This window comes from Coprococcus sp. RTP31081st1_H1_RTP31081_211007 (assembly GCF_040227275.1).
In the GTDB taxonomy this organism is placed as follows: Bacteria; Bacillota; Clostridia; order Lachnospirales; family Lachnospiraceae; genus Coprococcus; species Coprococcus aceti.
Genome location: NZ_JBEHVP010000006.1, coordinates 73,926 through 100,179 on the forward strand (window position 1 = coordinate 73,926; position 26,254 = coordinate 100,179).

Here is a 26,254-nt window from a genome sequence, read left to right on the forward strand (position 1 = left end):
TCATACAGAGTTATAAATGTAAAAACAGGGTATAGAGTTTATATGGGAAAAGTTAGAGATATCATAGATAAGACATTTGAATATGGACAGGGCAGAGGTGAACTGCCGGGAGTCAATGAGCTGGGTGAAGCTATAAGAATTTTGTCGGATTCAGAGAACCCTCAGAGCTCTCAGGATGATCTCTCTGACTTTGAGTATCTCAGAAGGAAGGCTTACGATCTGGCTCATCAGAGTTTTGGCAACAGGATATATATAAGAGGACTTATCGAGTTTACGAACATTTGCAAGAATGATTGCTACTACTGCGGTATCAGGAAGAGCAACAGCCATGTGGACAGATATCGTCTGACAATGGATCAGATTCTGGCTTGTGCCGATGAGGGATATGTGCTGGGATTTCGCACATTTGTGCTTCAGGGAGGCGAGGACGGAGGCTTTTCGGATGAGGCTATAGCTGACATAGTGAGGTGCATCAAGGAGAGATATCCGGACTGTGCTGTCACGCTGTCATTTGGCGAGCATCCATATGAGACTTACAGGCTGTGGCGGATGGCCGGGGCGGACAGATATCTTCTGAGACATGAGACCGCGGACAGGGTGCATTATGAAAGATTACACCCGGATTCGATGAGCTATGACAACAGAGTCAGATGTCTGTATAATCTTAAAAGTCTTGGGTATCAGGTGGGAAGCGGATTCATGGTGGGATCGCCGTATCAGACGCCGGTGAATCTGGCCGAGGATCTGCATTTCCTTGCGAAGCTGCAACCACAGATGATAGGAATCGGGCCGTATGTTCCTCACAAGGAGACGCCATTTGCGAAGATGAAGCAGGGAACGGTCAGGCAGACGTTGGTGATGATAAGCCTGCTGAGACTGATGTTCCCGAAGGCACTCATACCATCCACCACATCTCTCGGAACGATAGCGGCGGATGGCAGGGAGCGTGGGTTTATGCACGGTGCGAATGTGGTCATGCCGAATCTGTCTCCTGTGTCTGTCCGAAAGAAATACGAGCTCTACGACAACAAGATATGCACGGGGGAGGAATCAGCTCAGTGCCGCGGCTGCCTTGACAGGCGCGCAGAGGCGTTCGGATTCCAGATTGTTGTCGATAGAGGAGACTACTGATCTGCGTCTGCTCCTTGAGGACTCGCGTAAGCTCATTTTTACTCTCTCTCTTCCTTGATGAACATGAACAGAAAGCTCACGAACAGCAGACAGCAGGAGAACCAGATGGTCCTCATATCAAATATACGGATGAAGTGACCGCCCACAGCGGCACCGATTCCGAATAGCAGGATGATCGCCCAGTAGCATAGGGATTTGAACAGTGTGTTCCTGTCCTTTGTTCTGAAGTATGCACACAGGGCATCTGTGCCGCTTCGGATATTTCCAATGCACATGGTGCTGGCAAATGCGTAGCCGTTGACCTTCCTGAATGCCTGAACCTGCATGGCACATGAAAATGAAACCATGGCATTTGCGAGAAGATTGAGTTTTATGGGAAGAAATCCCACGATAAGAAGCAGAAAAATCTCACACAATACAACGATCTGTCTCCAGTGAAACTGCTGCATATTCTGAAATTTCTGTTTTATACACTCGGCAGCAGCAATTCCAAGCGCAAAAAATAATAGAGGAACGGCATAGTGTACACACATTCTCCAGTTTCGGTCTACAAGATTCTGACCGAGAAGAACTATGTTGCCTGTCTGTGCATTTGCAAATACCTTTCCTCTGAATATATAGGTATATGCATCCTGCAGGCCTCCTGATACTGACAGGAAGGCCGCGGTGATGAAAGATTCTGACATTTGTCTATGTGGATAAAACTTCATGGTTCATATACTCCTTGGTTGTAGATTTGACATTCAGGCGCTGATCCCATCTGGGGGACGGAGGTGCCTGTCCCCATTTGGGGATCAGGTGCAGTACCTGAAGGTTTTGTCCGTCAGGATCCTTGCAAATATCAGTCCAAGTGGCAGGGCTATGATGATCATGATGGCAGCTGCAAACCAGGACACGGCATCGGAAAGTGACATGATTCCAAAGTTGTATATTGCCCGGTAAAGATAAAGTCCTGGAACCATGATGACTATAGATGGGACTGTCAGTGAGATTCGCGGATAACCATTGGTGCTTTTGATGAATGAAGCGAGCAGTCCGGCTGTGAGGGCTCCGGCAAATGCGGCGGCAGCTGCAGGAATGCCGGCAAGATCTACCAGTTCAAGACGGAGAGTGTTGGCTATGGCACCGATGGCAGCGGCTGTGGCGGCCATGTGTATGGAGCTGTTGAACATGATGGAGAATCCGAACACACCACAGAAGCTGGCAATCAATCTGAATACCAGATGAAGTCCTGGTGTTATGTCGAGTGCTACAAAATCCTGTGGGTGAAGCTTCAGCAGAAGCGCCATGATCCATGCGAACATCGTTGCCACAAGCACAATGATGATCGAGTATGTAAGCCTCTCAAGTCCTGATCTCAGATCCAGCTTTGAAAGGTCTATGCCGCTGGTGATGAATGGAAAACCCGGTATGATGAACAGCATTGAGCAGATATATCCGGCTTCGTGGAAGGCGGGTATATGGAATGCCAGTTCAGCGGCCTTTAGCAGCAGTGCGTACACAAGACAAGCGGCTGACACGGATACCGCTATGTTCATATATAAAGTAAAATGGTGTTTGATAAGCTTTGTCCTTATGAGGTTTCCAATTCCAGCTGCGACAAATGCCAGCATCATTTCTACAGGCCCGCCGCCTAGAAGAAATGTGAAGGCACAGCAAGCGAGGGCAGAGGCAAGTCCGAGACGGAGAGGAGAGTACAAGGTATGTATTTTTTCTATCTCATCAAGTCTCTGATGGATTTCCTCACCGGTCAGATGCGCCTCTTCATTTGGAAAATTGTCAACAAACTGCTCCATTCTGTAGAGTTTTGAGGTGTTCACGCCTGTATTGGCGATGCACAGGGACTGTGATACACAGTCGTGACCGTCAAAACAGTTGAATTCTATGGACATGAGTCCGACATCGACGGTACATGTGACGCCCAGTTCCTTGGAAAGCCTGTTCATGGAAGTACGGACACGCCATGCACCTGTTCCGCATGAGAGCATGATAAGACCGACTCTGCCTATGACAGAAGCCTTTTCAATCAGACCTGCCTTGCATATGAGTACATTGCTGTCGGCACTGGCGTAGTCATGCCATGGGATCTCCATGTGATTTTTCTCCATAATGTCTATGTACGATTCTGCATTTGCGTTTTTTGCATTCTTACTTTTCCGCATATATGATCGCCTCGGCTTTCGCAACGTGTCTTTCCAGATTCTTCATGAGCAGTGAATCCGGCAGGAATATTCCAAGCTCGTCATATCGCATGCCTTGTTTGCCCAAAGTATCCTGACCGTAGAATACAAATGCCATGGGAAGATTCTTCTCCAGTTCAACCATGATATCCCACACAGCACAGTATGCCTCAGCTTCGGTCTCCTTGAGCTTTACCGTGTCCGGCAGCTCCCTGATGAGCAGGACTCCGGTGCACTCTTCAAGGATCTTCTGCCCGACTTCCATGTTGTCAGAAGTGTATTCATGGCTGTATCTGTACGCCTTTGCAAGATACATATTCTCGTTGTGTGTCATATGTGTGTATATATCGTGAAAGTGCTGATAATCCTTTTCTCTTACAGAGTTTCTGAATTCAGGCAGAAGTTCGCCGTGCTCACCGGTCATGATGACAGGATTGGTCTTGCCATCGGCGTTGAAGCGATATGGGATGAGGTAGGAATTTCTTAGCAGATCGAACATTGTATTGTTGCAGATGGACATGAGGAATGCCGACATATCTCTGTCCAGATAAGCTGAGAGCAGTGATTTTGTAAATTCTTCCGGTGAAAGATTGCAGTCGAAGTCATCATTGCAGAACAGGTAATTACAGAATGTGTCCATGAGCTTTTCACATGCCCAGGGATCCCTGAGGATCTTTTCAAATAATATTTCTGATTTTTCTTCCCTTGGGAAAATGGTCTTTCCTTCCATAGATATGCGCATCCTTTCATATGATAAATGCTGTCTTGTCATTTAAATCTGGTTAGATTATACTATTGGAGTAGCAATAAGTGAAAATCATAATTGATATGGCAGCGATAATAAAATGATATGTTGGGGATGCTGCATGGAAAATAATTTTAAGAAAGGGAGTATAGCAGACATGTAATATAGTCTGTGGCTAACAATAGATTATGAACGTTAATTTCGAGTATTATAAGATATTTTATTATGTTGCGAGATATCATAACTTTACCAAAGCCGCAAAGGTTCTTGGAAACAGTCAGCCAAATGTGACCAGGGCGATGAACTGCCTGGAGCAGCAGCTTGGAAGGATACTATTTGTCAGGACAAACAGGGGTGTACAGCTCACAAGAGACGGGGAACAGCTCTATTCATATGTGGAGGCTGCAATGTCACAGCTTCTGACGGCGGAGGATGAGCTGGCAGATGGTGAGAATCTCACTCACGGAAGTATAACGATAGGTGTCAGTGAGACGGCGTTAAATATATATCTGCTGGACAGACTGCGGGCATTTCACATGGCGTATCCGGGTATAAATCTCAAGATATACAACCATTCTACACCTCAGGCTGTGGATGAAGTGAAGAATGGAAGTATAGACTTTGCAGTAGTTACAACTCCGGCTGATGTGGAGGCTCCTCTCAAGAAGATCGTGCTGCAGTCATATCGTGAGATACTTATCGGCGGAACGACATTTTCTTCACTTAAAAAGCAAAAACTGTCCATTGCGGAGATGAGGAACTATCCTATGATCTGTCTGGGCAGGGAGACTATGACATTCAGATTCTACGACAGAATATTCAGGGAGCATGGCGTGGAGCTTGCGCCGGACACGGAGGCGGCCACCACGGATCAGATACTGCCACTTGTGAAGTGTGAGCTTGGACTTGCATTTATACCGGAACTGATGGCGAGGGAGGCAGTAAAGAACAAAGAGGTTGTAAAACTTTCACTTGAGGAAAAGCTTCCGGACAGGAATGTATGTCTTGTGTATGACTGCCTGCACCCGCTGAATGAGGCAGCAAAGCAGTTCAAGAAAATAATAGTAGAAAGCAGGTGAGAATATGACACTTCAGCAGCTTAGATATGTGGTGATGGTTGCGGATACGGGCACGATCACCGAGGCAGCGAACCGGCTGTATATATCCCAGCCAAGCCTGACAAATGCCATCCATGAGCTGGAAAAAGAGATGGGGATAAATATATTCAACAGGTCAAATAAGGGAATAAGTCCGTCCATAGAGGGCGAGGTCTTCCTCGGCTATGCGAGACAGGTGCTTGAGCAGGCGAAGGTCCTTGAGGACAAATACAAGGGGGACGATGGCGGCAAGAAGAGCTTCTGCGTGTCCACCCAGCATTATTCATTTGCGGTAAATGCATTTGTTGACCTGATAAAGAGGTATGGACAGGACGAATATGATTTCAGCATAAGGGAGACACAGACCTATGAGATCATAGATGATGTTGCCAGGATGAGAAGCGAGATCGGAATATTGTTCATGAATGACTTCAATGAGAAGGTGCTGAACAAGATCCTCAGAGCAAATGACCTGGAATTTCATGAGCTGTTCGTGGCAAAGCCTCACGTGTTCATAAGCAGAAAGCATCCACTGGCGAAGAACGATATCATAACAAATGAAGAGCTGGAGGCGTATCCATATCTGTCATTTGAGCAGGGAGAGCACAACTCTTTTTACTTCTCGGAGGAAATATTCTCTACGACGGAGCGAAAGAAGAATATAAGAGTCAGGGATAGAGCGACACTGTTCAATCTGCTGATAGGTCTGAATGGATATACTGTGTGCAGCGGTGTCATAGATGAAAAGCTGAACGGCAAGGACATTATATCGGTGCCACTTGCGGATGAGAGCGATATGAGGATAGGGTATATCGTCCACAGGAAGGCGATCCTCAGCAGACTTGGAAACACCTATCTCGGTGCGTTGGCAAATTATCTCACGGCTGGCAGTGACGAGCCGGAAGATTCAGTAAAAATTCCTCAGAGAAAGCTCCAGCACAGGGGACGCTTCAACGAGATGAGGGATGACGGAGAGCCTGCCTGTGGAGATGTGACGGAGAAGGCTGTGGAACATATGAGAAGGGTTAAAGCCACATAGCTGACATAGAATACAAGATATAAATATAGCGCGGATATAACGTAAAACTATATCCACGCTATATTTTTATGTATTATACAAGTGAGGGATGTCTTTATATAATGTGGAGCAGACGCATGAAAGGCGCTTCGCACGGCGTCTGCGTACTTCGCAAGGAATCTCCCGCAAGCGGGTCCTCCTTACGAAAATTTGTGGAGCAGACGCATGAAATTACAGGAGGATATGATGAAGACATCGGTTATAGGATTTCCAAGGGTGGGAACATTAAGAGAGTTAAAATTTGCATCTGAAAAATATTTCAGACATGAGATAACGGCGCAGGAGCTTACAGGAATTGCAGCGGATCTCAGACACAGACACTGGATGACACAGGTGGCAGCAGGGATAGGCTTTATTCCATGCAACGACTTTTCATTTTACGATATAGTGCTTGATACAGCAGTTCTTCTCGGAATTGTGCCAAAGAGATACAGAGAGCTAAATGTCTCAAAGCTTGACACGTACTTTGCCATGGCAAGGGGGTATCAGGGAGAATCCGGGGATGTGAAGGCTCTTGCGATGAAGAAGTGGTTTAACACAAACTATCATTACATAGTTCCTGAGATAGAGGATGACACAGTGATAAGCCTTGACTGCGAGAAACTTACAGGTGAATACGAGGAGGCCAAGGAGCTGGGGATCAAGACAAAGCCTGTGGTTATAGGACCGTACACAATGCTTAAGCTCTGCAGATATGTGGGATCAAAGAATGCAGAAGACTTTGCTGATGATGTGGCAGAGGCTTACAGACAGCTCATCGCCGAGTGCGATGAAGAGAATGTGGAGTGGCTGCAATTTGATGAACCATCATTGGTGAGAGATATGGATGACGATGATAAGGCACTTTTCCACAGGGTGTATGACAGGGTATTTGCAGATCGTGCAGACTGTAAGATACTTCTCCAGACATACTTCGGTGATGTGAGGGATGTGTATGAAGATATCATAAATATGCCATTTGCCGGAATAGGCCTTGATTTTATAGAGGGCAAACAGACCGGTCAGCTTATAGACAGATACGGCTTCCCTGGGGATAAGGTACTTTTTGCCGGCCTGGTAAATGGCAAAAATATATGGAGAAATCATTACGACAAGACTCTCAATGTAGTAGGGCAGCTCCGCGATAAGAAGATAGATGTGGTTCTGTCTACATCATGCTCACTGCTTCATGTGCCATACACACTTAAGCAAGAGACGAAGCTATCACAGGACTATCTGAGGTTCTTTGCATTTGCAGAGGAGAAACTTATTGAACTCTCGGAGCTTGCGGCACTTGCCGAGAGTTATAACTATACAGAGCTTGAGGCATACCACAAGAATCAGGAGTTATTTGCGGGAACAAGAGACTGCAACAGCGACGAGGTGAGACAGAGGCTTGCGGCAGTGACTGAGGCAGATTATGCAAGACTTCCGAAGAGAAGCGAGAGGCAGGCACTTCAGAAGAAGGAATTTGGGTTTCCTGAGCTTCCGACAACCACTATAGGTTCATTCCCACAGACTAAGGATGTGAAGTCACAGAGAGCACAGCTCAGAAAGGGAGAGATATCTGAGCAGGAATATGTGGACTTTGTAAAGGGAAAGATAAAGGAATGTGTAAAGTGGCAGGAGGACATCGGACTGGATGTGCTAGTGCATGGCGAGTATGAACGAAATGACATGGTTGAATATTTCGGTGAGGCACTTGGCGGATTCCTGTTCACTGAGAAAGCATGGGTACAGTCATATGGAACGAGATGCGTAAAGCCGCCTGTGATATGGGGTGACGTATACCGCAAAAAGCCGATCACGGTTGATTGGTCTGTATATGCGCAGTCGCTCACAGACAAGATCATGAAGGGAATGTTGACCGGTCCGGTGACGATACTCAACTGGTCATTCCCAAGGGAGGATATATCAATCAAGGAATCTATATCACAGATAGCGCTTGCGATCAGAGATGAGGTGCTGGATCTGGAGGCGCATGGAATAAAGATGATACAGATAGATGAGGCTGCACTCAGAGAAAAGCTTCCACTCAGAAAATCTGATTGGTATACGGAGTACCTTGATTTTGCGATACCTGCATTCCGTCTGACACACAGCGGTGTGAAGGCTGAGACACAGATACACACACATATGTGCTACAGTGAATTTACGGATATCATACCTGCCATAGATGATATGGACGCGGATGTGATCACATTTGAGGCGTCAAGATCCGATCTGCAGATCCTGGATTCTCTCAGGGAGAACAACTTTGAGACAGAGGTGGGACCTGGCGTATATGATATTCACTCTCCAAGAGTTCCGTCGGTGGCAGAGATCGTGAAGGCGGTAAATGTCATGCTCACGAAGATAGGCAGGGATAAGCTCTGGATCAATCCGGACTGCGGTCTTAAGACCAGAGGTGTGCCTGAGACTGACGCCAGCCTCAGAAATATGGTTGAGGCTGCCAGACAGGTAAGAAAATAATATATAAAATGCTTGACAAATTCACATAAATATTACGCAAGTAAGTCATAATGATGATCTGGTTATACGGCTGGAGAAAGAGGATGAATACCGGGAAGTCGAGAATCTGGTGCGGGACAGTTTCTGGAATGTGTATCGTCCCGGCTGCCTGGAACACTATGTGCTCAATCAGCTGAGAAATGACAGTGCATTTGTCCCGGAACTGGATTATTCGTTGCAGAAGGCTGCAGGACTTGGCTGCGGTGCACTATGCTTTGAGGGGAATATTGATTTCTATGGCAAAAGCGGATTCAGACCGGCAAGCGAGTTTGGCATTCGCTATCATGGACTTGATGAGGGGGAGGATGCATCGTTTTTCCTCTGCAAGGAGCTGATTTCCGGATATCTTGATGGAGTCACGGGTGAGTACGCTCCGCCAGAAGGATATTTCGTGGACGAAAAGGCTGTGGAAGAATTCGACAGGCAGTTTCTATATAAAGAGAAAAAGACACTGCCCGGACAGATATTTTCATAAGGAGGACCCGCCGTAAAATAAAAGAAAATTGTTACTAAAGCTCGCAAAGTTGCATAATCTGCCGAAAAAAGGTTGGAAAAGTTGCAAAAATCACCGCGAAAAGGTTGGAAAAGTTGCAAAAAATTGATATCATAAGGATAGAAAAGTTGCAAATGCAGTGTGTGGGGTGATTTTATGCTGGAAAGATCGGCAAAAAATTATATAGATTCATGGATTCAGAGCGGCAGGGATGCTTTGCTCATAACTGGAGCAAGACAGATCGGTAAGACATATCTTATAAAAGAATGCCTCAGGGAAAGTGGAGTGCCATATGTGGAATTAAATTTTATTGACCAGCCGGAGCTTGTAACATTGTTTGACGGTGCCAGAGATGCAAAGGATCTGCTTATGAGACTTAGCCTGGTGACAAAACAGCCTCTTGAGAAAGGCCGTACGATCATATTTCTGGATGAGGTGCAGGAGTTTAAAGATATAGTGACAAGAGTGAAGTTCCTGGTGGAAGATGGAAGCTACAGGTATATCATGAGCGGTTCGCTTTTGGGCGTAGAGCTGAATGATCTCAGATCTGCACCGGTTGGATATCTGCGAGTATACGATATGTATCCGATGGATCTGTGCGAATTTATGGTTTCTGTTGGTGTGAATCAGAATGTGATCGACACAATGAAGGAATGCTTTACGCAGAGGCTGCCTGTTGATTCGTTTGTACATGAAAAAATGCTTGATGTATTTAATCTGTATCTTATCGTGGGCGGAATGCCGGAGGCGGTCAATACCTATGTGGAGACAAATGATCTTGCGAAGGTAGCGGAGGTACATGAAAAGATAGTTAGATTGTACAAGAGTGATTTTACAAAGTATGAGACAAGATACAAGCTGAAACTGCAGGAGATATATGATGCTATGCCGGGACAGCTTGATCAGAAAAATAAACGATTCCAGATCAATAGTATAGGTAAAGGCCTCAGTTATGATAGGGTTGCAAATGATTTTCTGTGGCTTAAGGATGCTGGGGTTGCGATACCGGTCTACAATATAAGTGAGCCGAAACTTCCGCTTGTGATCAGTGAGAATAGGAATCTCTTTAAACTATTTTTCTCCGATGTAGGGCTGCTGACAAGTAGGTATTCGGATCAGGTGAAAATGGCGATACTGAATAAAGAAAAATCTATAAACAATGGTGCGCTATTTGAAAATGTGGTTTCCCAGGAACTACTCAGCAAAGGTCATAAAGAATATTATTTTAACAGCAAAAAGCAGGGTGAGCTTGATTTTGTAATAGAACTGAATGGTAAAGTAGTTCCACTGGAGATAAAATCGGGTAAGGATTACAAACGACACTCTGCGCTGTGCAATGTCTTGGCTGATGAAAATTACGGAATAGAATATGCATATGTTTTTTCGGAGAGAAACGTAGAGGTCAGCGGCAAAAAAGTATATTTGCCAATATATATGATGATGTTTCTGGAAAACGAAAAGATGGCTGACACGATATATAAACTTGACCTATCAGGGTTGACGTTCGATAAGGATATGTAGCATCAGTTTTCGCCTGTTGGCGAGCCGATGTTAAAAAATAGGAGAGACAGCATGAAGATAAAGATGTGCGGAATCACGACCCCGGCCGATGTGGCCGCGGTGAATGAGGTGAGACCTGATTATATAGGAATGGTGATGTATTTCCCAAAGTCAAAGAGAAATGTCAGCGTGGAGACTGCGCGCAGGTTGCTTGAAGAACTGAGGAAAGATGTGAAGAAGGTTGCAGTGGTGGTATCCCCGGATGCGGAGCAGATAGCGGAGATAGGTGAGCTGGGATTTGATGTGATACAGATTCATGGACAGACCAGCGATGAGCTTATAGAGAGTGCGCATTTGCCTGTGTGGAAGGCGTTCAATGTGAAGGATATGGATATGTACCCACATTATCAAAGCCTTTCGAATGTTGCAGGTTATGTGTTCGATGCCGGTGAACCTGGAAGTGGCAAGACATTTGACTGGAACAGTTTGACGGATATCGACAGAGATGGAAGGCTGTTTGTGCTTGCCGGAGGTCTCACGCCGGACAATGTGCGGCGGGCGATAGAGCAGGTGCATCCTGACGTAGTCGATGTGTCATCTGGCATAGAGTACGATGTGGTAGGTGGCGTCCAAAAATCGGGCAAGGATCCGGAGAAGATGCGCCGGATGAAGAGGAATACCGCTGCTTGGCAGATTTCGGGTAAATCTGATAATTGATTCTCGCTAATCACAGTCAAAATGGTGAAAAAGATACAAAATTGTATCTAAATACTCATATAAGCGGAAAAAAGGACAAAGTTTGGAGACTTTGTCCTTTTTCATGAGATAAACTTAATTTAGCGATAATTTTGTATCTATTTCACGTGCATGGTAAATCCAAATTCCCACTCATCCTCGTCAAATCTGTATTTCTCATCAAGCTCGGGGCCGCAGCTGTTGGAGCCGATTCCGTTCTGGCGATAGTCTATGCACAGGACGGACTTGTCACTCTCTGGCAGCTCGTAGTTGTGGGTTGCCACTGTGAGTTCCTCTGCGGTGTAAGGCGAGGCGTTCATTGAAAATGGCACAGCGGATGTCACGGTTATGCTGTGGGCTGTTGTAGCTGCGATCGTTTCGGCTGTCTGCGCATTGCAAATGCTCTGATATGATGAACCGTTGACAAAGTTATTTTTGTCGGAGCTATTCCTGTCAGACTCGTCGCTTGCTCCAGGGGCACTGACCTGAACAAGGCTACAGTCAAAGTGGCTTCCATTTTCCTGTGGCATGATATAGTCCTCGTGCATCTCGTCAATGGATGCAGAAAATGAGCCATGCCAGCTTGCATGGTGCTTATCTGCGTAGCTTTCATATGGACCCATACCGATATAATTTACATTTCGCATATCTTCTCTCAAAATCATCCTCACGCCAAATCTTGGGAGCGTAGGGAATTCAGCATTTTTCTTTACATGCATTTTTGATTTTATAGTTCCTTCAGGTGTTATTATCCATTCAGCGTTTATCCTCAGAACAGGCTGTACCGTTGGTGCTGAGAGGCTTGACGTGCACGATATCACGGCACATCCATCTTTTATAATGCAGCCAGTCTCATATGTCCTCTCGGATATCATGTCATAGTGGGCTCTTAACCACTCGTTCTTTATATTTCTGTCATTGTCCGTAGGTGCGCGCCAGATAGTCTTGTCGCATGGTGCAGATAGAAGTTCCTGACCATCAACCACAATGTCCGTAAAGTTTCCTGTGTTCCTGTCAAATATATATTCAAAATTACTTCCGCTGACAACAAATTCTGTGTCGCTTTCCGATACATGAAGATGGGCAGAAGCTGTATCCTGAGTAGTCAGATATTGTTCCGCCAAATTCTGCGCCTTGTCCAAAGACGATGCTTTATCCAGGACCTTGTCTGCGTTCTGTTTTTGTGTGGCAAGTTCTATCTCGTCAAATCCCAACACATCACCTTTCTTTACGAATGCACTGTCACAAGCTGCCTTATATATCACACGGAGAAACATTCTGTGTGTAATAATATCTTTTGTGCAATCGGCGACATCTGAACATTCAACAACACTTGAACGATCAGTAACATCTGAGCTGCCAGAAATGTCAGCATGACTTGCTGCATATAAGTCTGACAATGATTTCTGTATATTTGTAACAGGGCTCAGGCGGATAGTTCCGACACTGTGAGGAGCTATGGAAGGCGTGTCGATATCCCCGGATGCGGCAACCTGACCATCTCGCATAACCTCGTAGCTCATTGTGAGGTAGTCCTTGATGTCAGTGAAATCCATGTAGTTGTGCAGAGTCAAAACTCCATTTGTCTCATCATATCCAGTGATCCTTACCGGGCGGTTGATGTTCTTGAATTCAAGAAGTCCTGTGTGTGGTCTGCGGTCCGGATACACCAGACCGTCCATACAGAAGTTGCCGTCGTGGATAGTCTCACCGCTGTCTCCACCATAGGCGTACATATCCTTGCCGTTTGCCGCTTTGCCCCTGTATATGGCGTGGTCGCACCACTCCCATACAAAACCGCCACAGGTGGTCTCATGGCTGTCGAAGAACTGGAAGTAGTCCTCCAGATCTCCAGGGCCGTTGCCCATGGCATGACAATATTCACACAGGATGTAAGGCTTGTCGCCATCACCATCTATATATTCAGCCATCTCGGATATGGATGGATACATTCTGCTGTAGAGATCCAGATTACTGTAATCGTATTTTCTCTTGCCGTCTGTATACTGGGCACTCTCGTAGTGGGTGAGACGGTAGCTGTCATAGGACTTGACCCATGCCAGAGCCTCCTCAAATGTCACGCCGTAAGCACTTTCATTTCCCATGGACCAGATGACTACGCTGGCACGGTTCTTGTCCCTGATGACACAGCGCCTGATGCGGTCAAGAATGGATTCACAGAATTCAGGATTGTTGGCGATCGGCTCATTCCACCTTGCTGCCTTGTTATCCCAATTATTATCAGAATAGAACAATTCACTTGGACCATGTGCCTCTATGTCAGCCTCGTCTATCACATAGAATCCATATTCGTCGCAGAGCTCATAGAAATAAGGAACATTTGGATAATGGCTGGTCCTTATGGCGTTGACATTGTGCTGCTTCATGAGAGACATATCCCTGATGACCTGTTCTCTGCTGATTGTAAAACCGGTCACAGGGTCAGAGTCGTGTCTGTTCACTCCGTGGAACTTGATAGGCATGCCGTTGATGTACACGATCTTATTCTCTATCGTTATCTCCCTGATTCCTATCCTGTCAGTGATGACCTCACCGGCGCATCTTATGATGACAGTGTAGAGGTATGGCTTTTCTGCATTCCACAGCACAGGGGAGTCGATCGACAAAGTAATGCTGCTGGAGCTGGCTACGGTTTTGCCTTCGTCTGCATTGGTATTGGCATCGCTCTGAGCGGAAATTTCACATTTTACACAGCCTGATGAACATATGCTGCCATCGGCGTCCAGAATAGTAACTTCAATATCAACATTTGAATCAGCGCCTTTATCAACCACTGTTTCCGGTTTTGATGAAAAACGGTCTTCAACGCAGGAATATTCTGTAAATGCTGTGAAGTCTATGGTTACATCTGCCTTAGTTGGATCCTTTATATCGTCACAGCTGGTCTTTATGAAATAGTCGTATACAGCACCCTCAGAGCGTTTCAGGATATATACATCCCTGAAAATACCGCTCATGCGGAACTTGTCCTGATCCTCAAGATAGCTTCCGTCGCACCATTTGAGAACCAGCACGCAGAGCCTGTTGGAGCCGTTTCTTATGAATTCGGTTATGTCAAATTCACTGGTTGAGTGGGATACCTGGCTGTAGCCAACATACCTGCCGTTGAGCCATACATAGAAACAGGAATCTACACCCTCAAAGTTCAAGTGCGCGAGTGGCGCGTCCTCGTTCTGATCGTAGTCGAAGTCGGTCACATATGCTCCGCATGGGTTGTCCTTTGGAACATAAGGTGGGTCAAATGCAAATGGATACCTGACATTGGTGTACTGGTGATAGTCGTATCCGTGCATCTGCCATACTGATGGAACCGGAATATCATCGAAACCGGATATATCATATCCCTCACTGTAGAATTCGTCTTGAAGCTTGTAAATGCTGTCGTAGTAGCGGAACTTCCAGGTTCCATTCAGAAACTGTACTCTGTCCGAGAGATCCCTTGCATCAAGGGATGTGCTGTATGCCTTCCCAGCAGGAATATAGTAATTCCTATTCGGCATGGTGTTCTCATGCAGAATATGCAGATTTTCGTAGTGACGCGGAATGATCATAACAATACCTCCTGTGGTTAATTTAATATATAAAACGTTGTATATTCGTCGTTTGTTAGATATATTATAAGATAATGTCACATGAAAAGTCCATACATATAATGAGACAAAATATGCACATTCTAGTTTTATAAGACGGATACGCCGCACCCTGCAAGTCCGCTTGCAGGGTGAAGTCTCTGAACAGACAAAAGAAAAAGTATAAAGCATACAGGATGTGCCTGCACACGCTTCAAAATAGTGTAAAAATAGTGAAATAATAGTGTAATTTGCCATATAGAAAGGAGCCACACATGTATACAAACTCAGCATATCTTCACAACTCACTGCTCGACATAGTGGACAAGAGCAGACCGCTCATAGTCACAAGCTGCGGAACGTACAAGCTGTATACACAGAAAGAGTTTACGACCTACAGACCTAAGGGGCGTAAGGATTATCAGCTCATATATGTGGCGGCGGGAAAGGCACATTTTGAGATAGATGGGCAGGATGTGATCGCCTGTCCCGGAAACATGGTGATATACAGGCCGAGACAGATGCAACGGTATGTGTATTACGGAGACGAACACACGGAGGTGTTCTGGGTGCATTTCACCGGGGGAGAGGTGAAGCAGACACTCAGGCGGTACGGAATAAATGACGATGTGAATATGTTCTATGGTGGAGACCATGCTGAGTACAGAATTTTGTTCAGGCAAATGATACAGGAGCTACAGCTCTGCCGGGATGACTATGAGGAGATGTTGGAATACATATTCAGACAGATGCTTATCTCAGCTCACAGACAGCAGGAGCAGGATGATTCAAAAACCTTTTCGGCCATGGCAGAGGAGATGGACCGTGCGGCGGCATATTTTAGTGAGCATTATAACGAGGGAATACTTGTGGAGGACTATGCAAGCATGCACAACATGAGCGTGAGCTGGTTCATACGGAACTTCAGACAGCGCATCGGCACCACACACACACAGTACATCATGGCGAAGCGAGTAGCCAATGCCCAGATGCTTCTCGAGAGCTCTGATTATAACATGACAGAGATCGCCAAGATTGTTGGATACGACAACCCCCTCTACTTCAGCAGGGTGTTCAAGAAAGAAAAGGGGATGTCACCGATGGAGTACAGGAAGTCGATCAGGCGGTGATAAATAGCTGGAAAAAATTTATCATTAAGTGTATATATAATATAGAAGAAACTGCCATGTGTGTGACGGGCAGTTACATATTAAATGAGATATAAAATGATTGTTGATTGGAGGAACTGAACATGAAGGTTTTAATGTTGAATGGAAGTGCGAAGCCGCAAGGCAATACATACCGCGCACTTTACGAGGTAGGCGAGCAGCTTAAGAAAGAGGAAATAGATTACGAGATATTCCAGATCGGAGCAGATCCGATAAGAGATTGTATAGGCTGTGGCCAGTGTGGTGCAAAGGGCTGCTGTATATTTGATGATGACAAGGTGAATGAATTTGTGGAGAAGGCAGCAGAGGCTGACGGATTCGTATTTGGATCACCTGTATACTATGCTCATCCAAGTGGAAGAATATTATCATTCCTGGACAGGGCATTTTATAGTGGCAAGAAAGCGTTTGAGTATAAGCCGGGCGCATCTGTGGCAGTAGCAAGACGTGGCGGAACATCAGCATCATTCGATGTGATGAATAAATACTTTGGAATATCACAGATGCCGGTGGCTGGCTCTACATACTGGAATCTTGTACACGGACGCGTGCCTGGAGAGGCTGAGCTGGATGCGGAGGGTATGCAGACCATGAGGAATCTTGCTAAGAACCTTGCATGGATGCTCAAATGCTTTGAAGCCGGCAAGGCAGCAGGTGTTGCACTCCCTGACACGGAGAGAGGCAACCAGACGAACTTTATAAGATAAATTAGTAAAGATTATAATATCGTGAAGCAAATGACAAAGATTGAGTTTAACCTAAATCAGAACATAGTGTTAATGGTAGAAAGAGAGATTACATATGTAATCTCTTGAACTATAGTCAAGGTATGGAAATGGTAAGTATTCTACTGCTAACACTTTTTAAAATATAAATGCGTTTGATTCAAAGGAGATTTGGTTTGTGTTTGTTATTGCTGATAATGTGGCATCCGACAATGATCTGGTGATTCATGTAATTGCGTTTATATTGTGCTTATGATAAATAGAATATGTCAAAATGATAAGCGAGCTGTGGTCTTGTAAAGATCACAGCTCGTCGTCAATCTCAATATAATCCGGCCGGTTGTTGTTCATGGTCTCCTGGCTGGAGATGGTTCTCTGGCGCTTTTCCTGGCGGTAGGCATTGGGCGACATGCCGGTGGTCTTGCGGAAAATCTTGTGGAAAGCCTCGGCGGACTGGTAGCCGCATGAAAATGCAATACTTTCTATAGAAAGCTCAGATATGGTAAGCATATGCTGGGCTTTTGTTATGCGGAAATTCTGCAGGTATTTCACAGGATTCATCCCGGTGTACTGCTTGAACAGGTCGGAGAAATAGCTTCTGTTGATTCCAACGTAGTCAGACAGCTCCTCCACCTTCATCGGTATATAGAGATGTCGTTGTAACTGAACATATTAGCAAAATATTTTGTTGACGTCAATATAGATATACTATATTATTGAATTGCAAACTAAGTTGATCTGAACTTATATATAATTAAAGAGGGGGATAAAACACAATGAAAAAATAAGACTAATTCTGGTAATGTTGGCTATACAAAGAAAAGGGGATTGCCAGTTAATAAAAATAATAACTTGGTGAAAAGGACGTGGCAAAAGGGATTTGGTTATTCTTCAGGCACTGGAAACAGTAACTATATGTGGACATATTCAACTTTGAAGAAACAAATTGACAGTGGAAATCCGTGTATGATTTCTATTGCAAATGGATACTATTATAATCATACTGTTGCAGTGGTAGGTTATAAGGAATATAAGAATATGAGAACGGGAAAGGTGTATACGTTTTTGGTGGTCCACGATGGCTGGAGTACCACAACAAGATACATAGCAATGAAAAATACTGGTGCGAGCTATGTCGCGTGTCAAACATCGATAAAGGTTCCGTCAAAAAAGAAGTAGAGGAGAAGAAAATATGAATATGGCAATTGTTGTGGCTGCCATCGGAGTTGTGGCAGTCCTTGTATCAATAGTTGGTATAGCGACTAAAAAGATGCCTTTGGTGATTACGGCGATGGCATTATTAGGTATTTGCATAATAGTTACGGGGGTAGAATTGTATAATGCACAAATGTGGCAGGAAATAGCTGTTGGGGCATTTGCTGTAGGGGGATTGTGCGTATGTGCATCTATTATTATGATGATAATTAGGTGGAAAAGAAAGTAGGAATTTGTAATATGTGTCAGCACTTATATTCTGGAATATCACAGATGACGATCACAGGCTCACCATATTGGAGAATTTTGCACACAGACGCCTGCTGATTTTTAGAAGAATATGCTGATGGCATTGATTTACTTTTGGTTAGCATACAGTAATAATGTCTGGTGCCTTTGCCACTGGAGATAATTTTAAAAATCATCATCTGTATCAATATAATCCGGCCGGTTGTTGTTCATGGTCTCCTGGCTGGAGATGGTTCTCTGGCGTTTCTCCTGCCGGTAGGCATTAGGCGACATGCCGGTTGTTTTTCGGAATATTTTGTGGAAAGCCTCGGCGGACTGGTAGCCGCATGAAAATGCAATACTTTCTATAGAAAGCTCAGATATGGTAAGCATATGCTGGGCTTTTGTTATGCGGAAATTCTGCAGGTATTTCACAGGACTCATCCCGGTGTACTGCTTGAACAGGTCGGAGAAATAGCTTCTGTTGATTCCAACGTAGTCAGACAGCTCCTCCACCTTCATTGGCATACTGTAGTGGTTCTGGATATATGATATGGCATGGTTCACATATGCGTTTCCGGATGGAGTCTCCAGCTTGTCTTTCTGTGCATTTGCGATGACAGACAGAGCGAGGTAGAGCATGCCCATGAGCCTGAAGTGATCTGCGTGATCCGAGGTGTTGTGAGCAAGCATATCAAATACGTACTTTTTCAGTTTGTCGCCATCCTCGCAGGTGAATATAGGCTGGTTCTGTGTCAGACCAATACTGCTCAGCGTGTCCTGGGCACATCTGCCAGAGAATCCGAACCAGACATACCTCCATGGATGGTGTTCGTCTGATATATATGTGGCAGGGGTGTCCGGCTCAATCAGAAATCCCTGACCCTTTTTCAGATGATAGTGTGCGTTCCCTACATAGAAGTCGCCCTCTCCCTCCAGCACGAAATGTATGAGGTAGAAGGTCTTGACCGCAGGACCTGCCTTATGAAGAGGCTCGGTTATTGAGTGACCGAACACGTTCAGGTAGAGGTCTGTGTCATTTTCCTGAGGGAATTCCATTACGATCTTATTTTCCATTTTACAAACTCCGCATTTTCTTAATAAAGTAACTTCATAAATTGATCTGATAATCTTCAGGAGATTTTGGCAAAGCCCATATACAGATTCTCGTACTGTTCTAAATTTATAAGATCTGAACGTTTCTGTAATGAAGGCATATGAACTCGTTCTCTCATTATATAAGAGTATAACATACATTCAACCGGATTATCCATACAATAATATGTTCCGCCAGAAAAAACAATCTAACAAATGGACATATATTTGCAACGCTATGCCATGTTCAAAATCTGTATATTGTTATAGAATTATATTCACAAAGCAAGAAGCGCAACGGCGTAGCGCAGAAAATGTGCGCAATATGGACAACAAAATAACGGACATTAAGAAAAAAATATAAAAAGATGGAGAAAGGTGGAGTTACAGACAATGAAGAAAATCGCAGAATTAAAGGGAATTATCGCAGGTGGAGAGTTTGACGAGAAGCTTGCACAGATCTATCTCGACAAGGATATGATCCCATACAACAGGGAAAGATATGTAAAAGCTCTTGATAAATTTACAGAGTTATTCGGAGATCAGGAGGTTGCTATCTACAGCGCTCCCGGAAGAAGCGAGGTGTGTGGAAACCATACAGACCATCAGAACGGACATGTACTTGCTACATCGATCAATCTTGATGCCATAGCAATTGTGGCACCTAGAGAGGACGGCGTGATCGAGCTTGTGTCAGACGATATGCCAAAGGAAGTTATCAATGTAAATGATATCGAGCAGGATCCTGCACTTGAGGGAACAACAACAGCGCTTATCAAGGGTGTTGTTGCAGGAATCAGAGACTACGGATTCAAGGTAGGCGGTTTCACAGCATTTGTGACAAGCGATGTGCTCATGGGAGCTGGAATGTCATCATCAGCAGCATTTGAGAGCCTTATAGGAACTATCCTTTCAGGCCTCTACAATGACATGAAGGTTTCATCAGTTGATGTTGCAAAGATAGGACAGTACGCAGAGAACGTATACTTCGGCAAGCCATGCGGACTTATGGATCAGATGGCATGTGCAGTCGGAGGACTTATATATATCGACTTCTTCGACAAGGCTAATCCTGTCATCAAGCAGGTCCCAGTTGACTTTGAGGCTCACCAGTACAGCCTGTGTATCGTTGACACAAAGGGTTCACATGCAGACCTCACAGACGACTACGCAGCAATCCCTGCAGAGATGAAGCAGGTTGCAAATTACTTCGGCGAGGAACTCCTCAGCAGAGTTTCAGAGGAGGATTTCATCAGCAAGGTTGGTGAGATGAGAGCCAGCGGCAAGGTGAATGACAGAGCAGTCCTTCGTGCGCTTCACTTCTACACAGAGCAGGACAGAGTTGCAGAGGGTGTTGCAGCACTTGAGAATCAGGAATTTGACCATTTCCTCGATGTTATAAAGAGAAGCGGAGATTCATCATTCAAGCTTCTTCAGAATATATACAGCGCAAAGGATCCACTCACACAGAACGTATCAATAGCACTTGGATTCTCAGAGAAGTTCATCGGCGAGGATGGTGTGTGCAGAGTACACGGCGGCGGATTTGCCGGAACCATCCAGGCATTTGTCGAGAATGCGGTTGTTGCTGAGTACAAGAAGAACATCGAGTCGATCTTCGGAGAAGGCGCATGCCACGTCCTCAAGGTAAGACCTTACGGCGGAATCAAGGTAGTTGAATAGATATTTGCGAAACATGACAGTGTATAGTGTTTGAGGCAATTTAACATACCAATCAGGGGTCGTTTCCACTTAACTCAGCCTGCAGCGCATGTAACAGCTGGCTTGCCAGCTGTTGCGGGTAATAGTCAATGCTGATTTTTTAGCATTGACTATTACCTAAGGATCGGCGGCCTCGTATTCCCCTGATTTGGTAATGTTAAATTACCTCAAACATAATACAGGTTTATGGGTTTCGCAAATATCTGTGCGAGAAAAATATAAGGATATGTAGAAAGAAGGGTTACAACCATGATAGATACAAACATCAAGCAGCTCGTTGAGTACGGAATTGCAAATGAGCTGATAGAGGAAGAGGATAGAATATATACGACCAACACCATCCTCGAGATGCTGAAGAAGGACAGCTACGAGGAGCCGGGTGAGGTGCCAGCTATAGATACACCGGAAAAACTTGAGGAGTGTCTCAAGGGGATTCTGGATTACGCAGTTGAGAATGGACTTATCGCAGAGAATTCAGTTGTCCTCAGAGATCTGTTCGACACGAAGATCATGAATGCGCTGGTTCCAAAGCCAAGCCAGATCATAAAGACATTCAGAGAGAAGTATGCAAAGTCCCCAGAGGAGGCAACAGACTTCTATTATAAGCTCAGCAGAGCGACAGATTATATAAGAACATACAGAGTTGCAAGGGATATCAAGTGGGTAAAGCCTACAGAGTATGGTGATATCGACATCACCATCAACCTTTCAAAGCCTGAGAAGGATCCGAAGATGATCGCCCTTGCCAAGACCATGTCACAGTCATCATATCCAAAGTGCCAGCTGTGTATGGAGAACGAGGGATATGCGGGAAGGATCAACCATCCTGCAAGAGAGAACCACAGGATCATCCCTATAGAGGTAAATGGTAGCAAGTGGGGATTCCAGTATTCTCCATATGTATATTACAATGAGCACTGTATCGTGTTCAACGGACAGCACATCCCTATGAAGATAGAAAAGGCTACATTCCAGAAACTATTTTCATTTGTTGGACAGTTCCCACATTACTTCCTGGGATCAAATGCAGACCTTCCTATAGTAGGTGGATCTATCCTCACGCACGATCACTTCCAGGGCGGACGTTATACATTTGCCATGACAAAGGCACCTGTTGAGACGAAGGTTACATTTGCAGGATATGAGGATGTTGAGGCAGGAATCGTGAAGTGGCCTATGTCAGTCATAAGACTTGACGGAGAGAATCCGGACAGGATCATAGATCTTGCTGACAAGATCCTCGGTGCATGGAGAGGTTACACAGATGAGGATGCGTACATATTCGCTGAGACAGACGGCGAGCCACACAACACCATCACTCCTATCGCAAGGATGAGAGATGGCAAGTACGAGATGGACTTAGTCCTTCGTAACAATATCACCACAGAGGAGCATCCACTTGGACTTTATCATCCATGGGAGCAGTACCACAATATCAAGAAGGAGAACATCGGACTCATCGAGGTAATGGGACTTGCGGTACTTCCTGCAAGACTCAAGGGCGAGATGGAAGAGCTGGCAGAGGTTCTTGTGGCAGGTGGAGACATCAAGGCTCATGAGAATATCGCAAAGCATTACGACTGGGTACAGACTTTCATTGGAAAGTACGACATAAATGCAGACAACGTACACAAGATCCTTCAGGATGAGATCGGCGATGTATTCGCAAAGATCCTTGAGTGTGCAGGCGTTTACAAGAGAGATGAGGCCGGAAAGGCTGCATTCCTCAAGTTCGTAGATTATGTGAATGCACAGTAATATAGTGTGCACTAAAAATGCAATAATATATGTGTATCTGTGACAGACGTATTCCATAACTAATATTTATTAATGCCACATTTTATTGTGCATAACAGGATGTAGTGGTATAGTGTTGGAGAAAACGTCATTGCAAAATAAAAAAGTTTATAAACTGGTGATCGACATTTGCGCAAGACATTAACAGTGCCCCCAAAAAGCACAGGTGTCCGGCAGATGGTTATGAATCACAGTATCATAAAGGAGGAAAAACATTATGAAGATTTTAGTAACAGGCGGAGCAGGTTATATAGGAAGTCATACATGTGTTGAATTGCTTAATGCAGGCTATGAGGTAGTCATTCTCGACAACCTTTACAATGCCAGCGAGAAGGCAGTCGACAGAATCAAGGAGATAACAGGAAAGGATCTCACATTCTACAAGGCAGATATCCTTGACAAGGAAGCTATGGACAAGATATTTGCAGATGAGAAGCCTGACTGTGTAATACATTTTGCAGGACTCAAGGCAGTTGGTGAATCAGTTGTAAAGCCACTTGAGTACTATCAGAACAACATCACAGGAACTCTTAATCTGTGCGAGGTTATGAGAAAGAACGGATGCAAGAACATCATCTTCTCATCATCAGCTACAGTATACGGCAATCCTGCATTTATCCCTATCACGGAGGAGTGCCCAAAGGGAACACCTACGAACCCATATGGCTGGACAAAGTGGATGATCGAGCAGATTCTCACAGACCTCCACACAGCAGATCCAGAGTGGAATGTAATTCTTCTCCGTTACTTCAACCCAATCGGAGCTCATAAGAGCGGACTTATCGGAGAGGATCCAAAGGGTATTCCTAACAACCTTCTTCCATATGTTGCACAGGTTGCAATCGGAAAGCTTCAGAGCGTTGGAGTATTTGGCAATGATTACGACACACCGGATGGAACAGGTGTGAGAGATTACATCCATGTAGTAGACCTTGCAGTTGGACATGTAAAGGCTATCAACAAGATCAAGGAGAATCCTGGAGTTAAGGTATACAACCTTGGAACAGGAAATGGTTACAGTGTCCTTGATGTTATCAAGGCGTTCAGCAAGGCCTGTGGACATGACGTTCCATATGTGATCAAGGAGAGACGTCCTGGAGATATTGCAACATGCTACTCAGACGCTTCACTTGCCAAGAAGGAGCTTGGCTGGGAGGCTCAGTACGGAATCGACGAGATGTGTGCTGATTCATGGAAGTGGCAGTCGATGAATCCAAATGGATATAATGACTAATTCCAAAATATAAATAACATAAAGCAGCAGAGCACCGACAAATACTATATATAATCAGATGTAGATTTGCCGGTGCTCTTTTCTATGTATTGACTTTTTAAAAGAGACGTTGTATAAGTAAGTAAACTACGCTTTCTGCGGTCTTTGTTAATTATGCCCTTTTTTAGGGCTTTATCAGATAGAAATGGGTGTTTGACATATGAGACTAGAAATACTGCTTTCGTGTATGAACCTTCAGGATGAGGATATCATAACGAAATCCCATATAGAGTCCGACACGATCATAGTCAACCAGTGTGGATATGATGGGTACAATGAATATGACAGGAACGGACATAAGACAAGAATTTTTTCGGTGAATGACAAGGGTCTTACCAAGAGCAGGAACTATGCTATAAAGCATTCCGAGGCGGATGTTTGTCTGCTGTGTGATGACGATGAGGTGTTCAGCAGGAATTACGAAGAAGGGATACTGACTGCGTACAGAGATCTGCCAGAGGCGGATGTCATCATATTCAACATAGGCAACAGACCTGCCCATTGGGGCGACATGCCTAAGAAGCTTGGATATCTGGACCTCATGCATGTGGCATCCTGGCAGATATCATTCAAGAGAGAGAGCATAGTCAATAATAATGTATATTTTGATGAGCGCATGGGTGCGGGCTCGGGCAATGGAGCTGAAGAGGAATTCAGATTCCTCACGGATTGCAGGAAGAACGGACTTGCAATATATTATGTACCATTTGTTATAGCGGATGTTGCGCAGACAAAGTCAACATGGTTTAAGGGGTATAACGAAGAATTTTTCATAAACAGAGGTAATACGACAAGATACATCATGGGTTATGTACCGGCGGTATTGTACGCAGCGTATTACAGTATAAGGAAGAGACATCAGTTTGACAGTGATATATCATGGTTTAAGGCCTTCAGACTTATTATGAAGGGAATACATGAGAACAGGTTAGGGAAGAAGAAATGAGTGAAAAAATATTAAGTGTGATAATTCCGTCTTACAACAGCAAGCCATATCTTGACAAATGTCTTGGATCACTTGTTGTTCCGGAGCTTATGGACAAAATAGACGTGATAGTGGTAAACGATGGCTCGACAGACGGCAGTGAGAGTATATGTGAGGAGTACATTGAGAAGTATCCTGACAGCTATTCACTTATTAATAAGGAGAACGGAGGACATGGCTCAGCGATAAATGCCGGAGCTGAGAAGGCCAGGGGCAGATACATGAAGGTGCTTGACGCCGACGACTGGTTTCTCACAGAGAGTATTCCTGAGTTTATAGGAAAGCTTGAGAATGCCAGTGCGGATGTTGTTCTGACATGTCACCACACCATCAATATAACAACAGGGGAGATAAAGAACTGGAGATGTTTCCCTGATGAATTCGACAGAGAATATACTATGGAAGAGGTCATGTCAGACTGGAAAAAATTTGACAGAAGCCTCACATTCCATGGAATAACATATAGAACACAGTTTTACCGTGAGAATGGAGTCAGACTTGCAGAAAAAGTATTCTACGAGGATCACGAATATGCGACATATCCATGCTGCTTGGCAAAAACCATACTGCCACTCGATATGTTCGTGTACGAGTACAGGATCGGGGATGTGTCCCAGAGCGTATCCGCGCAGAATCAGTTCAAGAGAATCGACCATACCAAGATGGTCATAGTAAAGATGCTCAAGAACAGAGAGGACATCTCGGAGCAGTGGGCTCTTGAATACTGCGACAAGAAGATACATCTTCTTCTGCTGAGCTTCATGGTAACTTCCATGCTATGCGATTCCGACAGAAAGAGAGGTGTTGCACGGGTAGATCAGCTTATGAGTTATATAGTCAAGAGAGACAGACACGTCGTTGATATGACATTGAAGCATTATAAGATACTTAAGCTTCTGAATGCTGCGCATGTGGGTCTGGAAGGCTACAACAAAATGCTTAATTCAAAGCTTTACAACAAGGTAAGGCACAATAAGAGTTTTGAATAGATTTACTATGGAGGATT

At 44.7% G+C, this 26,254-nt stretch carries 22 protein-coding genes; 16 read left to right on the plus strand and 6 right to left on the minus strand.

The features are described 5' to 3' along the window. Positions 1-42: 42 nt before the first annotated feature. Positions 43-1,131 carry a [FeFe] hydrogenase H-cluster radical SAM maturase HydE gene (gene hydE, locus ABUA31_RS10525; protein WP_055147430.1) on the plus strand — a complete coding sequence of 363 codons (1,089 nt, stop codon included), beginning with the start codon at positions 43-45 and terminating at the stop codon, positions 1,129-1,131. Between the two features lie 38 nt (positions 1,132-1,169). On the opposite strand, the gene ABUA31_RS10530 is transcribed toward hydE, so the two are convergent. From ABUA31_RS10530 to ABUA31_RS10540, 3 genes are all read right to left on the minus strand, one after another. Next, positions 1,170-1,841, minus strand: a complete 672-nt coding sequence (locus tag ABUA31_RS10530; RefSeq protein ID WP_015534577.1) for a YoaK family protein — start codon at positions 1,839-1,841, stop codon at positions 1,170-1,172. 84 nt (positions 1,842-1,925) lie between these two features. Next, complete coding sequence (locus ABUA31_RS10535; protein ID WP_055147433.1) at positions 1,926-3,293, minus strand: threonine/serine exporter family protein; 1,368 nt, start codon at positions 3,291-3,293, stop codon at positions 1,926-1,928. Further along, complete coding sequence (locus tag ABUA31_RS10540; protein WP_055147436.1) at positions 3,280-4,041, minus strand: DUF4866 domain-containing protein; 762 nt, start codon at positions 4,039-4,041, stop codon at positions 3,280-3,282. Before ABUA31_RS10540 ends, ABUA31_RS10535 begins: the two co-directional genes overlap by 14 nt. A 203-nt stretch (positions 4,042-4,244) precedes the next feature. Here ABUA31_RS10540 and ABUA31_RS10545 point away from each other — a divergent pair, with 203 nt between their 5' ends. From ABUA31_RS10545 to ABUA31_RS10570, 6 genes are all read left to right on the plus strand, one after another. Beyond that, positions 4,245-5,135, plus strand: coding sequence for a LysR family transcriptional regulator (locus tag ABUA31_RS10545; RefSeq protein ID WP_015534579.1), 891 nt, complete (start codon positions 4,245-4,247; stop codon positions 5,133-5,135). A gap of 4 nt (positions 5,136-5,139) precedes the next feature. Then, positions 5,140-6,192: a LysR family transcriptional regulator gene (locus ABUA31_RS10550; protein WP_349818603.1), complete on the plus strand. Its 1,053-nt coding sequence runs from the start codon at positions 5,140-5,142 to the stop codon at positions 6,190-6,192. A 225-nt stretch (positions 6,193-6,417) separates the two neighbouring features. After that, complete coding sequence (metE, locus tag ABUA31_RS10555) at positions 6,418-8,682, plus strand: 5-methyltetrahydropteroyltriglutamate--homocysteine S-methyltransferase (protein WP_349818678.1); 2,265 nt, start codon at positions 6,418-6,420, stop codon at positions 8,680-8,682. Positions 8,683-8,791: 109 nt separating this feature from the next. Beyond that, positions 8,792-9,196 carry a GNAT family N-acetyltransferase gene (locus ABUA31_RS10560; RefSeq protein WP_349818602.1) on the plus strand — a complete coding sequence of 135 codons (405 nt, stop codon included), beginning with the start codon at positions 8,792-8,794 and terminating at the stop codon, positions 9,194-9,196. A gap of 174 nt (positions 9,197-9,370) precedes the next feature. Next, a complete protein-coding gene (locus tag ABUA31_RS10565) occupies positions 9,371-10,735 on the plus strand; it encodes an ATP-binding protein (protein ID WP_117874403.1) in 1,365 nt (454 codons plus the stop codon). A 51-nt stretch (positions 10,736-10,786) separates the two neighbouring features. Then, positions 10,787-11,431 (plus strand): phosphoribosylanthranilate isomerase, encoded by a 645-nt coding sequence (locus ABUA31_RS10570; RefSeq protein ID WP_015534583.1) that lies wholly within the window; start codon positions 10,787-10,789, stop codon positions 11,429-11,431. 137 nt (positions 11,432-11,568) lie between these two features. Here the strand turns inward: ABUA31_RS10570 and ABUA31_RS10575 are convergent, their stop codons facing one another. After that, positions 11,569-15,021 carry a glycoside hydrolase family 2 TIM barrel-domain containing protein gene (locus ABUA31_RS10575; protein ID WP_349818601.1) on the minus strand — a complete coding sequence of 1,151 codons (3,453 nt, stop codon included), beginning with the start codon at positions 15,019-15,021 and terminating at the stop codon, positions 11,569-11,571. 293 nt (positions 15,022-15,314) lie between these two features. Between ABUA31_RS10575 and ABUA31_RS10580 the strand changes: the two genes are divergently transcribed. Both ABUA31_RS10580 and ABUA31_RS10585 read left to right on the plus strand, forming a co-directional pair. Then, positions 15,315-16,169 (plus strand): helix-turn-helix domain-containing protein, encoded by an 855-nt coding sequence (locus ABUA31_RS10580; RefSeq protein ID WP_349818600.1) that lies wholly within the window; start codon positions 15,315-15,317, stop codon positions 16,167-16,169. A gap of 122 nt (positions 16,170-16,291) precedes the next feature. Further along, positions 16,292-16,915, plus strand: coding sequence for a flavodoxin family protein (locus tag ABUA31_RS10585; RefSeq protein WP_349818599.1), 624 nt, complete (start codon positions 16,292-16,294; stop codon positions 16,913-16,915). Positions 16,916-17,236: 321 nt separating this feature from the next. Here ABUA31_RS10585 and ABUA31_RS10590 read toward each other — a convergent pair whose 3' ends face one another. After that, a complete protein-coding gene (locus ABUA31_RS10590; RefSeq protein ID WP_349818598.1) occupies positions 17,237-17,572 on the minus strand; it encodes a helix-turn-helix domain-containing protein in 336 nt (111 codons plus the stop codon). 216 nt (positions 17,573-17,788) lie between these two features. Between ABUA31_RS10590 and ABUA31_RS10595 the strand changes: the two genes are divergently transcribed. Together ABUA31_RS10595 and ABUA31_RS10600 are read left to right on the plus strand one after the other, a co-directional pair. Then, the gene (locus ABUA31_RS10595; protein WP_502879341.1) at positions 17,789-18,112 is read left to right on the plus strand and encodes a C39 family peptidase; all 324 of its coding nucleotides are present in this window, start codon (positions 17,789-17,791) and stop codon (positions 18,110-18,112) included. A gap of 13 nt (positions 18,113-18,125) precedes the next feature. Continuing rightward, positions 18,126-18,377, plus strand: a complete 252-nt coding sequence (locus ABUA31_RS10600) for a hypothetical protein (RefSeq protein ID WP_055222234.1) — start codon at positions 18,126-18,128, stop codon at positions 18,375-18,377. A 185-nt stretch (positions 18,378-18,562) separates the two neighbouring features. Here the strand turns inward: ABUA31_RS10600 and ABUA31_RS10605 are convergent, their stop codons facing one another. Further along, the gene (locus ABUA31_RS10605; RefSeq protein WP_015534588.1) at positions 18,563-19,453 is read right to left on the minus strand and encodes an AraC family transcriptional regulator; all 891 of its coding nucleotides are present in this window, start codon (positions 19,451-19,453) and stop codon (positions 18,563-18,565) included. 411 nt (positions 19,454-19,864) lie between these two features. Between ABUA31_RS10605 and ABUA31_RS10610 the strand changes: the two genes are divergently transcribed. From ABUA31_RS10610 to ABUA31_RS10630, 5 genes are all read left to right on the plus strand, one after another. Then, entirely contained in the window at positions 19,865-21,154 is a 1,290-nt protein-coding gene (locus tag ABUA31_RS10610) for a galactokinase (protein WP_349818597.1), read from the plus strand. A gap of 288 nt (positions 21,155-21,442) precedes the next feature. After that, positions 21,443-22,951 carry a UDP-glucose--hexose-1-phosphate uridylyltransferase gene (gene galT / locus ABUA31_RS10615; RefSeq protein ID WP_349818596.1) on the plus strand — a complete coding sequence of 503 codons (1,509 nt, stop codon included), beginning with the start codon at positions 21,443-21,445 and terminating at the stop codon, positions 22,949-22,951. Between the two features lie 256 nt (positions 22,952-23,207). Then, the gene (gene galE, locus ABUA31_RS10620; RefSeq protein WP_022217011.1) at positions 23,208-24,224 is read left to right on the plus strand and encodes a UDP-glucose 4-epimerase GalE; all 1,017 of its coding nucleotides are present in this window, start codon (positions 23,208-23,210) and stop codon (positions 24,222-24,224) included. Positions 24,225-24,423: 199 nt separating this feature from the next. Further along, positions 24,424-25,209: a glycosyltransferase family A protein gene (locus tag ABUA31_RS10625; protein WP_242859110.1), complete on the plus strand. Its 786-nt coding sequence runs from the start codon at positions 24,424-24,426 to the stop codon at positions 25,207-25,209. Continuing rightward, positions 25,206-26,237 carry a glycosyltransferase family 2 protein gene (locus ABUA31_RS10630; RefSeq protein WP_015534592.1) on the plus strand — a complete coding sequence of 344 codons (1,032 nt, stop codon included), beginning with the start codon at positions 25,206-25,208 and terminating at the stop codon, positions 26,235-26,237. The genes ABUA31_RS10625 and ABUA31_RS10630 overlap by 4 nt, the downstream gene beginning before the upstream one ends. The last annotated feature ends 17 nt before the right edge of the window (positions 26,238-26,254 follow it).

Excerpts from the sequence above, each read along its gene's own strand:
- ABUA31_RS10530 (WP_015534577.1), bottom strand. The coding sequence starts at position 1,841 with ATGAAGTTTTATCCACATAGACAAATGTCAGAATCTTTCATCACCGCG.
- ABUA31_RS10590 (WP_349818598.1), bottom strand. The coding sequence starts at position 17,572 with ATGAAGGTGGAGGAGCTGTCTGACTACGTTGGAATCAACAGAAGCTAT.
- galE (WP_022217011.1), top strand. The coding sequence starts at position 23,208 with ATGAAGATTTTAGTAACAGGCGGAGCAGGTTATATAGGAAGTCATACA.
- ABUA31_RS10580 (WP_349818600.1), top strand. The coding sequence starts at position 15,315 with ATGTATACAAACTCAGCATATCTTCACAACTCACTGCTCGACATAGTG.
- ABUA31_RS10545 (WP_015534579.1), top strand. The coding sequence starts at position 4,245 with ATGAACGTTAATTTCGAGTATTATAAGATATTTTATTATGTTGCGAGA.
- ABUA31_RS10585 (WP_349818599.1), top strand. The coding sequence starts at position 16,292 with ATGAAGGTTTTAATGTTGAATGGAAGTGCGAAGCCGCAAGGCAATACA.
- ABUA31_RS10610 (WP_349818597.1), top strand. The coding sequence starts at position 19,865 with ATGAAGAAAATCGCAGAATTAAAGGGAATTATCGCAGGTGGAGAGTTT.
- ABUA31_RS10605 (WP_015534588.1), bottom strand. The coding sequence starts at position 19,453 with ATGGAAAATAAGATCGTAATGGAATTCCCTCAGGAAAATGACACAGAC.
- ABUA31_RS10565 (WP_117874403.1), top strand. The coding sequence starts at position 9,371 with ATGCTGGAAAGATCGGCAAAAAATTATATAGATTCATGGATTCAGAGC.
- ABUA31_RS10540 (WP_055147436.1), bottom strand. The coding sequence starts at position 4,041 with ATGGAAGGAAAGACCATTTTCCCAAGGGAAGAAAAATCAGAAATATTA.
- ABUA31_RS10630 (WP_015534592.1), top strand. The coding sequence starts at position 25,206 with ATGAGTGAAAAAATATTAAGTGTGATAATTCCGTCTTACAACAGCAAG.
- ABUA31_RS10625 (WP_242859110.1), top strand. The coding sequence starts at position 24,424 with ATGAGACTAGAAATACTGCTTTCGTGTATGAACCTTCAGGATGAGGAT.
- ABUA31_RS10535 (WP_055147433.1), bottom strand. The coding sequence starts at position 3,293 with ATGCGGAAAAGTAAGAATGCAAAAAACGCAAATGCAGAATCGTACATA.
- galT (WP_349818596.1), top strand. The coding sequence starts at position 21,443 with ATGATAGATACAAACATCAAGCAGCTCGTTGAGTACGGAATTGCAAAT.
- hydE (WP_055147430.1), top strand. The coding sequence starts at position 43 with ATGGGAAAAGTTAGAGATATCATAGATAAGACATTTGAATATGGACAG.
- ABUA31_RS10575 (WP_349818601.1), bottom strand. The coding sequence starts at position 15,021 with ATGATCATTCCGCGTCACTACGAAAATCTGCATATTCTGCATGAGAAC.
- ABUA31_RS10600 (WP_055222234.1), top strand. The coding sequence starts at position 18,126 with ATGAATATGGCAATTGTTGTGGCTGCCATCGGAGTTGTGGCAGTCCTT.
- ABUA31_RS10570 (WP_015534583.1), top strand. The coding sequence starts at position 10,787 with ATGAAGATAAAGATGTGCGGAATCACGACCCCGGCCGATGTGGCCGCG.
- ABUA31_RS10550 (WP_349818603.1), top strand. The coding sequence starts at position 5,140 with ATGACACTTCAGCAGCTTAGATATGTGGTGATGGTTGCGGATACGGGC.
- metE (WP_349818678.1), top strand. The coding sequence starts at position 6,418 with ATGAAGACATCGGTTATAGGATTTCCAAGGGTGGGAACATTAAGAGAG.